This is a genomic window from Micrococcus flavus (assembly GCF_014204815.1).
Taxonomy (GTDB): domain Bacteria; phylum Actinomycetota; class Actinomycetes; order Actinomycetales; family Micrococcaceae; genus Micrococcus; species Micrococcus flavus.
In genome coordinates this window covers 2,460,604-2,473,686 of record NZ_JACHMC010000001.1, presented here as the reverse complement: position 1 = coordinate 2,473,686, position 13,083 = coordinate 2,460,604, and the positions used below count along the sequence as shown (strand labels likewise).

Annotated in this window: 14 protein-coding genes; 5 read left to right on the top strand and 9 right to left on the bottom strand. The window is 73.1% G+C overall.

The annotated features are described in order from the left end of the window. Positions 1–41 precede the first annotated feature (41 nt). The 4 genes from BJ976_RS11480 to BJ976_RS11465 all read right to left on the bottom strand — a co-directional run bounded on the left by BJ976_RS11480 (position 42) and on the right by BJ976_RS11465 (position 3,711). On the bottom strand, positions 42–1,076 hold the full coding sequence (locus tag BJ976_RS11480; protein ID WP_135030463.1) for a hypothetical protein: 1,035 nt from the start codon (positions 1,074–1,076) through the stop codon (positions 42–44). Further along, entirely contained in the window at positions 1,073–1,366 is a 294-nt protein-coding gene (locus BJ976_RS11475) for a hypothetical protein (RefSeq protein WP_184231872.1), read from the bottom strand. The genes BJ976_RS11480 and BJ976_RS11475 overlap by 4 nt, the downstream gene beginning before the upstream one ends. 150 nt (positions 1,367–1,516) lie before the next feature. Next, complete coding sequence (locus BJ976_RS11470; protein WP_135030462.1) at positions 1,517–2,593, bottom strand: ABC transporter ATP-binding protein; 1,077 nt, start codon at positions 2,591–2,593, stop codon at positions 1,517–1,519. 95 nt (positions 2,594–2,688) lie between these two features. Next, on the bottom strand, positions 2,689–3,711 hold the full coding sequence (locus BJ976_RS11465; RefSeq protein WP_135030461.1) for a LacI family DNA-binding transcriptional regulator: 1,023 nt from the start codon (positions 3,709–3,711) through the stop codon (positions 2,689–2,691). 321 nt (positions 3,712–4,032) lie between these two features. Between BJ976_RS11465 and BJ976_RS11460 the strand changes: the two genes are divergently transcribed. From BJ976_RS11460 to BJ976_RS11450, 3 genes are all read left to right on the top strand, one after another. Then, positions 4,033–5,352, top strand: coding sequence for a sugar ABC transporter substrate-binding protein (locus BJ976_RS11460; RefSeq protein WP_135030460.1), 1,320 nt, complete (start codon positions 4,033–4,035; stop codon positions 5,350–5,352). Between the two features lie 130 nt (positions 5,353–5,482). After that, complete coding sequence (locus tag BJ976_RS11455; RefSeq protein WP_135030459.1) at positions 5,483–7,096, top strand: ABC transporter permease subunit; 1,614 nt, start codon at positions 5,483–5,485, stop codon at positions 7,094–7,096. A 104-nt stretch (positions 7,097–7,200) separates the two neighbouring features. After that, positions 7,201–8,130: a sugar ABC transporter permease gene (locus tag BJ976_RS11450; protein ID WP_135030495.1), complete on the top strand. Its 930-nt coding sequence runs from the start codon at positions 7,201–7,203 to the stop codon at positions 8,128–8,130. A 59-nt stretch (positions 8,131–8,189) separates the two neighbouring features. Here the strand turns inward: BJ976_RS11450 and BJ976_RS11915 are convergent, their stop codons facing one another. Together BJ976_RS11915 and BJ976_RS11430 are read right to left on the bottom strand one after the other, a co-directional pair. Beyond that, positions 8,190–9,185, bottom strand: a complete 996-nt coding sequence (locus tag BJ976_RS11915; RefSeq protein ID WP_167736947.1) for an Ltp family lipoprotein — start codon at positions 9,183–9,185, stop codon at positions 8,190–8,192. Positions 9,186–9,315: 130 nt separating this feature from the next. Continuing rightward, entirely contained in the window at positions 9,316–9,906 is a 591-nt protein-coding gene (locus tag BJ976_RS11430) for a GIY-YIG nuclease family protein (protein WP_135030458.1), read from the bottom strand. A gap of 119 nt (positions 9,907–10,025) precedes the next feature. Here BJ976_RS11430 and BJ976_RS11425 point away from each other — a divergent pair, with 119 nt between their 5' ends. Further along, entirely contained in the window at positions 10,026–10,490 is a 465-nt protein-coding gene (locus tag BJ976_RS11425; protein ID WP_135030457.1) for an SRPBCC family protein, read from the top strand. Positions 10,491–10,506: 16 nt separating this feature from the next. Here the strand turns inward: BJ976_RS11425 and BJ976_RS11420 are convergent, their stop codons facing one another. Further along, positions 10,507–11,277: an HAD family hydrolase gene (locus tag BJ976_RS11420; RefSeq protein ID WP_135030456.1), complete on the bottom strand. Its 771-nt coding sequence runs from the start codon at positions 11,275–11,277 to the stop codon at positions 10,507–10,509. Between the two features lie 38 nt (positions 11,278–11,315). Between BJ976_RS11420 and BJ976_RS11415 the strand changes: the two genes are divergently transcribed. Beyond that, positions 11,316–11,846: a GNAT family N-acetyltransferase gene (locus BJ976_RS11415; RefSeq protein WP_135030455.1), complete on the top strand. Its 531-nt coding sequence runs from the start codon at positions 11,316–11,318 to the stop codon at positions 11,844–11,846. A gap of 17 nt (positions 11,847–11,863) precedes the next feature. Here BJ976_RS11415 and BJ976_RS11410 read toward each other — a convergent pair whose 3' ends face one another. Together BJ976_RS11410 and BJ976_RS11405 are read right to left on the bottom strand one after the other, a co-directional pair. Then, positions 11,864–12,811, bottom strand: a complete 948-nt coding sequence (locus BJ976_RS11410; protein ID WP_135030454.1) for a Gfo/Idh/MocA family oxidoreductase — start codon at positions 12,809–12,811, stop codon at positions 11,864–11,866. A 23-nt stretch (positions 12,812–12,834) separates the two neighbouring features. Continuing rightward, positions 12,835–13,053, bottom strand: coding sequence for a hypothetical protein (locus BJ976_RS11405; RefSeq protein ID WP_135030453.1), 219 nt, complete (start codon positions 13,051–13,053; stop codon positions 12,835–12,837). Positions 13,054–13,083 lie beyond the last annotated feature (30 nt).

The window sequence follows — 13,083 nt, the reverse complement described above, 5'->3', positions numbered from 1 at the left end:
GACCACACGTGGATGTCCGAGACTGCCGTCCGGAGGGCGCCTCAGCCCCGGCGGGCCTGCTCCAGGATCCCGCGGAGCATGCCCCGGTTCCCCGAGCCGCCGAAGACCGCCATCAGCGGTCCGACAATCCCGCCGAGTCGGCCGAAGCCCCGCACGCCGCGGGTCAGGGTGAGGACGGACCCGCCGTCGTCGGGCTCGATCCGGACGTGCAGATAGGCGCCGCGCGGATCCGCGCCCTCGCCCCGCGGGCGCACACCCTCGGGCCAGAACATCTGCCAGACCAGCTCGCGGGCGCCGTCGACGTCGGCATCACGGACGAGGCGGTACTCGAAGGGGCGGCCCTTCACTCTGCTCGCCAGCAGGCCCGGGGCGACCCGCACCTCCTGGCCCGCCCCCTCGGCCTCGGGGAGCAGGAGCGGACGCATCGCCTCCGCATCGCCGACGACGGCGCCCACCGCCTCCGCGGACACCGGCACCCAGCGCCGGCCCCGCCGCGTGGTCTCCCGATGCCCGTCGAGCAGGCCGGGGATCGGGGCGGCGGGCTCGTTGTCCTCGGCCTGGTCGTCGCCGAGGCCGATGAGGGCCCCGCGCAGGGCGGACAGATCGGCGCCCGCGGAGCGCAGGGCGGCGGCCGGGCGACCGGAGGGATGCTCCGCCAGCTCCTGAAGAAGCGTGGCCGGGGACCCGGCGGCCTTCTCCAGGAAGCGGGCGGCCTCCGGATCCAGACGGAAGGAGCGCCGCGGGTCCAGACGCCCCGGGACGCGCACCGGCTCGGCGGCCGGCGGCGGGGTGATGCCGAGGGCGGCGAGGTCGGAGGCGTCCCGGTCGCGCACGCCGGCACGCAGCACCTCCGCCGTCAGGCCGTGGGCGGCGAGGGTCCGACCCACCGGCCCGCCCACCAGGGCGAAGGCGACCAGCAGGTCGTCGAGGGTGACGGCGTCGCGGCCGGCGGCGTCCGCCTCGTGCCACGCTGCCGCGGCGAGGTCCTGGGCGGTGGCCAGGGCACGGCGGGTGGCGGCGGGCTTCGCCACGAGGCGGCCGGGCAGGGCGGTGAGGGTGTCGGTCAGGCGGGTCATCGGGTCTCCGTCCGTCGGGGGCGGCGCAGCTCGGTGCTGACGCGGCGGCTGAACTTCTTGTGCGCGGCCTGGCGGGTCACGCCGAGCGCGGCGGCGATCTCGGGCCAGCCGAGGCCGGCCGCGAGCGCGGCCTCCACCTGGGTCAGCTCGAGCTCGTCGGTGAGACGGCGCAGCGCGGCCACGGCGCGCAGGCCCCGCTGGGGGTCCTGCACGTCCGCGGCCGCGGCGGCGAGGTCCGTTCCGGCGGCGCCGGGCGCCGTCGTCGGCTCGGGGAGGTCGGGGGATGCCATGCGTCAACCATGGTTGACGACACGCCCCGGCGTCAACCCCGGTTGCTCCCCCGCCCGCCCCCGAGCGGCGAGGCGGGAAGGGCGCGAGCACGACGACGCCGGGCGCCCCTTCCGCGCGAAGGGGCGCCCGGCGTTGTGATGTCGAGGGCCTCAGCCGTTGAGGCGCTCGCCGCTCTCGGCGTGGAACAGGTGCACGCGGTCGTGGTGCGGGAGCACACGGACCACCGACCCCTTGCCCGGAGCGGTGTAGCCCCCGGTGCGCAGGGTGATCATGTGCTCCTGACCGTCCAGCACGGTGTGGCCGTACACGTAGGCGTCGGCGCCCAGCTCCTCCACGGTGTCCACCTCCACCTCCAGGCCGTCCCCCGAGGTGATCTCCAGGTCCTCCGGACGCACACCGAGGTCCACCTCGCGGCCGGCGGAGGCCAGCACCTCGCGCTCCACCGGGAGCACCGCGGAGCCGAATCGGACGCCGCCCTCGGCCAGAGGCAGGCGCAGGATGTTCATGGCCGGGGAGCCGATGAACCCGGCAACGAAGACGTTGCGCGGGCGCTCGTAGAGGTTGCGCGGCGTGTCCACCTGCTGGAGCAGGCCGTCCTTGAGCACGGCCACCCGGTCGCCCATGGTCATGGCCTCGGTCTGGTCATGGGTCACGTAGACGGTGGTGGTCCCCAGCCGGCGGGTCAGCTGCGCGATCTGGGCGCGGGTCTGCACGCGCAGCTTGGCGTCCAGGTTGGACAGCGGCTCGTCCATGAGGAACACCTGCGGGTTCCGGACGATCGCGCGGCCCATGGCCACGCGCTGCCGCTGGCCGCCGGAGAGGGCCTTGGGCTTGCGGTCCAGGAACTGCTCGAGGTCGAGGAGCTTGGCGGCCTCCTCCACGCGCCGGCGGCTCTCGTCCGCGGGCACGCCCGCGATCTTCAGGGCGAAGCCCATGTTGTCCGCCACGGTCATGTGCGGGTAGAGGGCGTAGTTCTGGAACACCATCGCGATGTCCCGGTCCTTGGGCTCCACGTCGGTGATGTCCCGGTCGCCCAGGAACACCCGCCCCCCGGTGAGGGGCTCGAGGCCGGCGAGCATGCGCAGGGAGGTGGACTTGCCGCAGCCCGAGGGGCCCACGAGCACGAGGAACTCGCCGTCGGCGATCTCCAGGTCCAGCCGGTCCACGGAGGGGCGGGGGGCGTTGGGGTACTGGCAGGTGGCGGACTTGAACGTCACGGAGGCCATGGGGGGTCCTTTCACGGGCAGGCACGTGCCCGACGATCCGGGTGGAAGGGGGTCTGAGGGGGCGATGACGGGACCGCCGTCGCCTGTTCGGCCGCCTAGGGCGGCGGGGCGGTGCTGGCGCGGCGGCGCAGGTGGAGCCGGTGCAGGATGCGGCGGGGCTCGGACGTGCCGCGCAGCGTCTCGGCGACGAGGCGGGCGGCCCGGCGGCCCTGCTCCCGCGGCGTCTGGTCCACGGTGGTCAGGCCCAGGCGGGCGGCGTCCGGGTGCCCGTCCACGCCGATCACGGACAGGTCCTCCGGCACGCGCAGCCCCAGCGACAGGGCGGCCATGCACGCACCCATGGCCATCTCATCCGAGATCGCCAGGATCGCGGTCGGCCTCGGGCCCGGCCCCTCGAGCAGGGCGCGCACCCGGTGACAGGCCCCGCCGAGGGTGAAGTCCGCCTCGACCATCCGGTGCGGCGGGACGAGGACGCCGGCCCGAGCCATGGTCCGCTCGAACCCGCGCGTGCGCTCGGTGCTCACCTGGAACTCCACGTCCTCGGGCACGGTGCCCAGGAAGGCGACGTCCCGATGCCCGAGCTCGACCAGGTGCTCGGCGGCGAGGGTCGCCGCGGCCGCGTCGTCCACCTGCAGGGCCGTGTACCAGTCGGGCAGCGCGACGCCCGGGTCCACGAGGCCGCCGAGTGCGACGACGGGCCGGCCCAGGCGCGCCAGACCCGCCAGTTCGAAGCCGTTGAGCTTGAAGGAGACCGTGACGAGCGCGTCGAGCCGGCCGCGATGGACCAGCTCGGAGAAGATGGTCCCCCGGTGGCCCGGGGACACCCCGGCGTTGAGCAGGGTCAGGTCCAGGCCCTCCTCCATGAGTTCGTGGGCGATCCCCTCGAGCGCAGCCGCGAAGAACCAGCGGTTCACGTCCGGGACCACCACCCCCACCGTGCCCGTGCGGCTCGAGGCGAGGGATACCGCGGGGGCGTGCGGCACGTAGCCCAGCACCCGGGCGGCGTCCTGCACGCGCGCGCGGGTCGCCGCCGCCACCGCGCCGGAGCCCGTGAGCGCGCGCGACGCCGTCGCGGTGGAGACGCCGGCCACGTGCGCGACGTCCTTGATGCCGGTCATGGGGTCTCTGCTTCTCTCGAACCGGGCCGCCGTCAGGCGGGTGAACTGGGCCACATCCTAGGCCCGCCACGCACGGAGTGGAAACGTTTCCACCGGCCCCTGTGCGACCCGGGCGCGGACAGCTCTGCCGTTTCCTGCGGCGAACAGCCGCCGAGGCCGTGTGTGTGGACCGCCACACTGGAAGCGCTTACACTTCTTCCATCCCGTCCAGGGTCGGCCCACCGACCCCCGGACGGCTTCGACCTCGGTCGCGACGGCGCGACCGCCCGCGGCTCTGCCGTACGGCGATCCCACGAGGTCGCCCAGCACCGAAAGGCAGCCATGACTGCGAACATCCCCGGCGGAATGTCCCGCCGCACCTTCGCCCTGTCCCTCACCGGCGCGGTCTCCGCCCTGGCCCTGAGCGCCTGCTCGGGCGGCACCTCCTCCGCCCCGTCCTCCTCCGCGGGCTCCGCGTCCGCCGGGGCGGCCTCCTCCTCCCAGGACCTCACCCAGGGCGGGGCCACCACCATCACCATGTGGGTGGACCAGAACCGTCAGGGCCCCCTGGAGGCCGTGGCCAAGAAGTTCAAGGAGGAGAAGGGCATCACCGTCAACCTGGTGGTGAAGGACAACTCCTCCATGCGGGACGACTTCATCACCCAGGCGCCCACCGGCAAGGGCCCGGACGTGATCGTCGGTGCGCACGACTGGATCGGCGCGCTCGTCCAGAACGGCGTCATCGAGCCCCTGGAGATGGGGCAGAAGGCCGGCGAGTTCTCCGAGACCGCCGTGCAGGCCGTGACCTACCAGGGCAAGACCTGGGGCGTGCCCTACTCGGTGGAGAACATCGCGCTGCTGCGCAACACCGCGCTCGCGCAGACCGCCCCGAAGACCTTCGACGAGCTCGTGACCGAGAGCCAGAAGGTCGTGGACGAGGGCAAGGCCAAGTACGGCTTCGTCGTCGGCCTGGACCCCGTCCAGGGCGACCCCTACCACCTGTACCCCTTCCAGACCTCGATGGGCGCCCCCGTCTTCACGCAGAAGGCCGACGGCTCCTACGACGTCAGCTCGCTGGCCATGGGCGGCCCCGAGGGCGAGGCCTTCGCCGCCAAGCTAGCGGAGCACGGTCCCGAGGGCACGGGCATGTTCAACCCCAACATGACCGGCGACATCGCCAAGGAGCAGTTCTTCAAGGGCCAGGCCGCGTACTTCCTGACCGGCCCCTGGAACGTGGAGGACGCGCAGAAGGCCGGCGTCGACTTCGCGGTCGAGCCCATCCCGGCCATGGGTGACCAGCCCGCGCAGCCGTTCGTGGGCGTCAACGCGTTCTTCGTCTCCGCGGAGTCCAAGAACAAGCTGGCCGCCAACGAGTTCGTCATCAACTACCTCTCCACGGAGCAGGCGCAGGACGCCCTGTACCAGGAGGGCAAGCGCGCCCCCGCCCTGACGGCCTCCTTCGACAAGGCGGCGGAGGACGAGGTCGTCAAGGCGTTCGGCGAGATCGCCAAGGAGGGCGTCCCGATGCCCGCCGCCCCGGAGATGGGCGCCGTGTTCGAGTACTGGGGCTCCGCCGAGATGCGCATCATCAAGGGCGAGGCCGAGCCGGCCGAGGCCTGGAAGAAGATGGTGTCCGACATCGAGGGCAAGCTCGGGAAGTGACCCCCGTCCCGTCGCGGGCCCCGGTGCGGGCCCGCGGCGGGACGCTCGCCTCCGGCGGCCGTGACGGTCTCCGGAGGCGCACCCCGCCGCACACCACCGACGAGGGCCCGTCTGGGCCGGATGAGGGACCATGAGCACGACTTCCACGGCGCCGGACCGCACGGGCGCCCCCGACGACGACGCCCCCGCCCGGCGTCGCGGTGCGGCCGGACGCGGCCCCGACGGGCTGACGGGCACCCTGGTCAAGATCGTCCTGCTGGGGCTCGTAGACGCGTTCGCGGGCTTCGTGCTGTTCCAGCTCGCCGCCGCCGGCGACTGGGTGGTCTTCGCGGTGACGCTGGCCGTGACCCTGCTGATCAACTGGATCTACCTCCGCCGGGGCGGACTGCCCGCGAAGTACCTGGCCCCGGGCGTGTTCTTCCTGGTGCTGTTCCAGGTGTTCGTGGTGCTGTACTCCTCCTACATCGCCTTCACGAACTACGGTGACGGGCACAACTCGGACAAGCCCGCCGCCATCGAGGCCATCCAACGGTCCTCGAGCGTGCGCGTGCCGGACTCCCCCGCCTACCCGGTCACGGTGGTGGACCGCGGCGGGGAGCTGCACCTGCTCACCGTCCAGGACGGGCAGGCCATGGTCGGCTCCTCGGAGAGCCCCCTCGAGCCCGTGGAGGCGGAGGTCTCCGGGGACCGCCCGGTCGCCGCGGAGGGGTACACCCCCCTCACCTTCGGGGACCTGCTGAGCCGTCAGGGCGAGGTCGCCGAGCTGGACGTCCCCCTCTCGGACGACCCGGCCGCGGGCTCGCTCAAGACCCAGGACGGCTCGGTCGCCTACGCCTACGCCCCCGCCCTGAAGTACGACGCCGCCTCGGACACCTTCACGGACACCCAGGACGGCACCGTCTACCGCGACAACGGCGAGGGGCAGTTCGCGGCGGAGGACGGGAGCACCCTGCAGAACGGCTGGCGGGTGTTCGTGGGCCTGGAGAACTTCACCAAGGCGTTCACCGACCCCCAGCTGCGGGACCCGCTCATCCGCGTGACCGTGTGGACGTTCGCGTTCGCGTTCCTGTCCGTGGCCACCACGTTCGTGCTCGGGCTGCTCCTGGCGATCACCTTCAACAAGGCCACCATGCGCGGCCGGCGCGTCTACCGCGTGCTGATGATCCTCCCCTACGCCTTCCCGGCGTTCCTGTCCGGCCTCGTGTGGTCCGGCCTGCTGAACCCGGAGTTCGGATTCGTCAACAGCACCCTGTTCGGCGGGGCCGACATCCAGTGGCTCACGGACCCGTGGCTCGCCAAGTTCTCCGTCCTCCTGGTGAACCTCTGGCTCGGCTTCCCCTACATGTTCCTGGTGACCACGGGCGCCCTGCAGTCGCTCCCCGAGGACGTGGACGAGGCCGCCAAGATGGACGGTGCCAGCGCGTGGCGGATCTTCCGCTCCATCAAGCTGCCCCTGCTGCTGGTGTCGGTGGCCCCCCTGCTGATCTCCTCGTTCGCCTTCAACTTCAACAACTTCAACATCATCTACATGCTGACCGGCGGCGGCCCGCAGTTCCCGGACGCCTCGGGCAACATCGGCGCCACGGACATCCTGATCACGGTGGTCTACAAGACCGCGTTCTCCGGGGTGGGCCGTGACTTCGGCCTCGCCTCGGCCCTGTCGATCGTGATCTTCCTGATCGTGGCCACCGTCTCCGCCGTCAGCTTCAGCCGCACCAAGGCCCTCGAGGAGATCAACTCGTGAGCAGCTCCCCCGCACCCCAGGACCCCCGCGGACACCGGGACACCCCCGGGCCGGAGACGGCCGCCACCACCGCCTCCGCCGCCCCCGAACCGGGCGCCACCGGCATGGCCGCGGCGCTGGCTGCCCAGGAGGCCGACCCCATCCGCTGGGACGACGACGGCCCCTCCGGCTCCCAGCGCGGCTTCGGACGGTGGCTCAGGGAGGACGGCTGGCGGCATGCCGTGGGCGTGCTGGCCAGCGCGTTCTCCCTGTTCCCGCTGCTCTACGTGCTCTCGGCGTCCTTCGACCCGACCGGCACGATGGCCAGCTCCAACACGCTGTTCAGCGCGTTCAGCACGCAGAACTACGTGGACCTGTTCCAGGACCAGCAGCGCCCCTTCGGCCGGTGGTTCCTGAACACCCTGATCATCGGCGTCGTCACCTCGGTGGCCACGGTGTTCCTCGGCGCGCTCGCCGCCTACGCGTTCTCCCGGATGCGCTTCCGCGGCCGGCGCGTGGGCCTGCTGACCCTGCTGCTGGTGCAGATGTTCCCGCAGCTCCTGGCCGTCGTCGCGATCTTCCTGCTGCTGAACTGGATCGGGGACATCGTGCCCGCCCTGGGCATCGGCACCCATCTGGGTCTGATCATGGTGTACCTCGGCGGCGCGCTGGGCGTGAACACCTACCTGATGTACGGCTTCTTCAACACCGTGCCCACGTCCCTGGACGAGGCCGCGAAGCTGGACGGCGCCTCCCATGTGCAGATCTTCTTCCGCATCATCCTGCGCCTGGTCACGCCGATCCTCGCGGTGGTGGCGCTGCTGTCCTTCATCTCCACGGTGTCCGAGTTCGTGATCGCCTCGGTGGTGCTCACCGACCCGCAGGCGCAGACCCTGGCCGTGGGCCTGTACGGGTACGTCTCGGAGACCCGGTCGGAGAACTGGGGCGTGTTCGCGGCGGGCGCCGTGCTGGCAGCCCTGCCCGTGATGGCGCTGTTCCTGTTCCTGCAGAAGTACATCGTCTCCGGCCTCACCGCCGGCGGCGTGAAGGGCTGACGACGACGCCGGGCACCCCTTCCAGGCGAAGGGGCGCCCGGTGTTGTGACGCGGTGGCGTCAGAGGCCGGCGGCCGACACCCCCGCCTCGGCCTGGGGCGGCGTGAAGCCCTCGAAGACGAGCTGATCGATCAGAGCCGACCGCGACATGGACGTGTGCTTCAGATACGACGCCGCCGATTCCGCCGCCTCGGCGGCCCAGTCCACATCCAGACCTTCGACGGCGGACGCCGCCTCTTCCGCGGAGAAGCCCTCGTATTCGAGCTGGTCGATCAGGCCGGACTCGGACATGCCGGAATGCTTCAGATACGACCGTGCTGACTCCACGGCCTCGGACGCGGTATCCACGCCGACGGCGGCCACCGCTCCAGCCGCCTGTTCCGGGGTGTACCCCTCGAACTCGAGCTGCCCCTGGAGGCCCTCCCCGGAGAACGCAGTGTGCTCGAGGTAGGACTCCGCAGACTGGAGAGCCTCCGCGTCGAAGTCGATGTCCATCCCGTCGACCGCCTCCGTGGCCACGGCATTCGAGTAGCCCTCGTATTCAAGCTGATCGATGAGACCGGTGCGCGAGAATCCCGTGAATTCGAGGTACGAACGTGCCTGACTGCGCGCCGAGGCCAGCTCGCCCGAGCCGGCTGTGTCACCGGAGGTCCCGGATCCGCCGTCGGAGTCGTCGCCTTCATCGGACTCCGCCCCGGCCTCCGCGACCGCCGAGGCCTCGAAGGAGTCCTCGTCACCCTCTGTCTCGGATTCCCCGCTCCCCGTCGGAGCCGCAGGCGGCGCCGACGTCGTGGGGGCATCTGTCTCCGACTCCGCACCGGCGGTGTTCTCGGAGGAGGCCGCACTCGGTGTTGAGGCCGATGAGACCATCGCAGAGCTCGAGGCGAGGGCGTCGGGCGAGCTGGACGCGGCAGCCGTCGCGGCCATGGTGGAGGAGGAAGGAGTCGACGTCGTGGCCGGTGCCGAGACCTCCTCCTCGGCCGCGCAACCGGTCGCCAAGGCGAGCGCCGCCATGGCGCCGGTCGTCAGGAGCAGGGGGGTGCGGGTGCGAGTCATCGGGCCTCCGAAGCGAACGACGAGCGGGTGACACGCGGCCGTGATCAGCCTGTGACGCACCTCATCCTCACAGGTGAGCGCGGCGGGCGTCGCGGCCCGAACGGCGGGAGGGGAAGACGGCGGGTGAGCGTCAGAGGGTCGCCGAGCGGCGGGCCCGCTGGACGATCGCCCGGCGGCTCTCGGTGAGGCGGTCCCACGGGCGGTCCACGCCGGTGGAGTGCAGCGCCGGGGAGAGCTCGCGGGTCACGGCCGCGGCCACCTCGGCGGCGTCGACGCCCTCCGGCGCCTCCCACCAGCTCAGCCGCAGGTGGGCACGCATCCAGGCGGTCAGCTCCTCCTCGGCGTCCGAGGTCAGCCCGCGTCGGCCGGACACGCCGGGGCTGCGCGGGACGCCGTCCAGCTCGAGGTCCTCCGAGAGCAGCGCGGCCACGCCGGCGCGCAGATGGGACGCGGCCGTGCGGCCGGACTGGAAGTGGGCGCGCACCGCCCGGTCCCGCAGGGACACGGGAGCGGCGATCACGTAGACGAGGCCGCCCGCCAGGGCGCGGTCCGTCAGGCCGAGGCGACGGGCGCCGTCGAGGTCCACGTGCACGCCCACCACGCCGGGGGCGTCCGGGGCGGCCGCGACGAACTCCGCGTGGGGCACCGCACGGGCGGCGGTCAGCGCGAGGAGGGCGCCCGTGGCCGGGCTGGGGGTGAAGGCGGGGTGCGGGGTCCTCATGGGTTCATGATGATTCACTGAGTCGACGCCCACGGATTCACGTTCACCATGTGGACGTGATCTCACCTTCTGGACGCTCCGCAGGCCCGGGCTCCCCGCACCCATGGGATCGTGGGGCCATGCTTCTCCGCCCGTTCCCCCGCCCGCGCCGCACCCGGCCCACCGTCCCCGGACACAGCCGGATCCACACCTCCCGCACCGGCCCGTCCCACCCCGACGACGTCTGGGCCGCCTACCTGCACCCGGACCGCTGGCCGTCCTGGGCCCCCCACCTGACCGGCGTCGAGACCGCGGACGCGGTGATCCGCCCCGGCACCACAGGCACGGTCCGGGTGGCGTGGGCGGTGCCCGTCCCGTTCCGGATCACCGCCGTGGACGCGGCCGCCCGCACGTGGGCGTGGGACGTCCGCCTCGGACCGTGGCGCATGGCGCTGGAGCACACCGTGGAGCCCGCCGGCCCCTCCCCGGACCACCACGACGCCGGCACCCGCGCCGGCGTGACCGTCACCGGGCCGGGGTGGCTGCTCGCGGCCTACCGGCCGCTGATGGGGTACGCGCTCGGGCGGCTCACGCGCGTCGTGTGAGGCGGCGCCCCACCCGTCAGATCAGCCGCGGCAGCGCCTCGGCCACGGAGTCGACCACCTCGTGCGTGGCCGCCCGCACCGGCGCCGGCGACCAGGGGAAGCTGAAGGAGCGGTCCGCCACGGCGTGCATGGACAGGTCGTTCCAGGAGTCGCCGAACGTGAGCAGCTCGACCTCCTCGCGCGGCACCCCCAGGTGCGTCACGAGCCAGCCCAGGGCGTCCCCCTTAGTGGAGCCCACCGGCAGGATGTCCGCGAAGTGCTCGTTGACCTGGACCACGGCGTCGTCGAAGGTCGTCTCCACCCAGTCGGCGACGCGGCGCCGTTCGGCGTCGTCGGGGATCCACACGGGCATGCTGATGAAGTCCTCCGCGTCCGCGGCGTCCGGGCCGAGCTCGCGCACCTCGCGCAGGAGCGCATGACCGCGGCCGTCCGTGCGGGTGGAGAAGAACCGGCCGTCCGCCCGCCCCACCGCGGACCCGTACGCGACCACCTCGGGCATGCCCCGCACCTCCTCCAGGACGGCACGCACGGTGGCGCGCGAGAGGGTGCGCCGGTGCAGGACCTCGCCGGCGGCGTCCACCACGACGGCGCCCGTCGCCAGGATCCCGTAGTCCACCTCCACGGGGCCGCCGCGCTGGGCGAGCTCGAACGCCGCGATCGAGCGGCCCGTGGCCGCCACGGCCAGGTGCCCGGCCGCGCGCCAGTCCCGGACGGCGGCCACCGTCTCCGGGGCGATCCGGTCCTCGAACAGCAGGGTCCCGTCGACGTCGAGCGCAGCGATCCTCATGCCCCGCACGCTACCGGCGGCGCGGCTACGCTCGCCCCATGCTCCCCGCCCCCACCGCCCGCCTGCGCTTCCGTGAGATGACGGAGGCCGACGTCGTCCCGATGGCCGCGCTGCTCGGCGACCCGGCCGTGATGGCCCACTACCCGGCGCCGAAGACGCCCGAGGAGGCGGTCCTGTGGATCGCGGGCAACCGGACGCGGTACCTGCAGGACGGGCACGGGCTGTGGATCATCGAGGGCCACGAGGGCGCGTTCCTGGGCGACTGCGGACTGACCTGGCAGTCGGTGAACGGCGAGCGCCGGCTCGAGGTCGGCTACCACGTGCGCGCGGACCGACAGGGGCGGGGGTACGCCACGGAGGCCGCCGCCGCCTGCCGGGACCTCGCCCGCGATCGCGCCCTCGCGGACCAGCTCGTGGCGATCATCCACCCGGGGAACACGGCGTCGCGGCGCGTGGCGGAGAAGATCGGGATGACCCATGTGGACGACGACGTCTCGGGCATGCCCGCCGAGGTGTTCGCGGCGCTGGGGATCAGCTCCCGCACCGTGATGGGGATGTCGCTGGTCTGAGCCGCGCGGGCCCCTGCTCAGGCCAGCTCCAGCAGGGCCGCCACGAGCTCCTGCACCGCCAGCGCCTCGGCGGCGTCGGTGGTGCCCAGCTCGGACGGCTCGCCCGTGACGGCGTCGAGGAAGGCGGTGGTGGCGATCGCCGCGTCGGGGCCCTGGCCGGTCAGGACGTGATGCCCGTCGCGGAACAGGGTGCCGCCGCGCACCTCCCAGGTCGGCACGCCGGCGCCGGAGGCCCACTCGGCACGCGCGGTGAACTCGCGCCGCCGGTTCGCCGTCACGCTGAGCCGGACCTCGGTGCGGCCGTCGCTGAGCACGGCCGACCCGCCGGCGTCGGACAGGCCGTCCACGGCGGGCTCGAGCGTGCAGGAGACGGGGTCCAGGCGTCCCAGGCCCAGGCGACGGGCCAGGTGCACCAGGTGCAGGCCGAGGTCCAGGAAGTTCCCGGACCCGCCGCGGGCGGGGTCCACCATCCAGGCGTGCGAGCCGGAGAACATGCCGGTGACCCGGCCGTCGTGGCCGAAGTCCAGGGTGATCCGCTCGGGCGCGGCCGCCGTGAGGTCGGCGGCCAGGCGGACCTGGGCCGCCCACCGGCGCGTGGCCGGCAGCAGGTGCTGGAAGAAGCCCACGGAGTGGGGGCGGCCACGGAGCAGGGCGGCCACCTCCGCCGCCGCGGCGACGTCCACCCCGAGGGGCTTCTCCACGAACACGGGGGTCCCGGCGGGCACCGCGCGCAGCTGCGCGGCGTGGTGCTCGGTCCGGCCGTCCAGGATCACGGCGTCCACGCCCGCCCAGTCGATCCCCGCCGCCTGCGCGGCGGGGTCCGCGGCGCCGTCGTCGAAGACCTCGGCCACGAGGCGGGCGCGCGGATGGCGTGCGACGGCGTCGCGGTGGTCCTGGGTGTGGACGTGCGTGGCGCCCCAGATCAGGACGGCCACGGACGGGTCGGTGGAGATCGGGGGCGCCACGGGGGTCACGGTGCGCAGCGCAGTCAGCGGACGGGGCGGCGGTGACGGGCGAGCAGCTCCTCGGCGGCCTCGGCGCCGGCACCCTGCACGTCGTAGGTGCCGTGCTGCTCGTAGAAGTCGCGGGCGGCGGCGGTGATCTCGAAGTTCGTGGGGTCCTGCGGCGGCACGGCCTCGGTGAGCACGTGGATGAGGTAGGTCTCGGCCTCGGCCAGCTGGGCGTCCAGGTCGTGGTTCTGCGGCATGGCGGTGTCCTCCGGGTGTCGGCCCCCGGG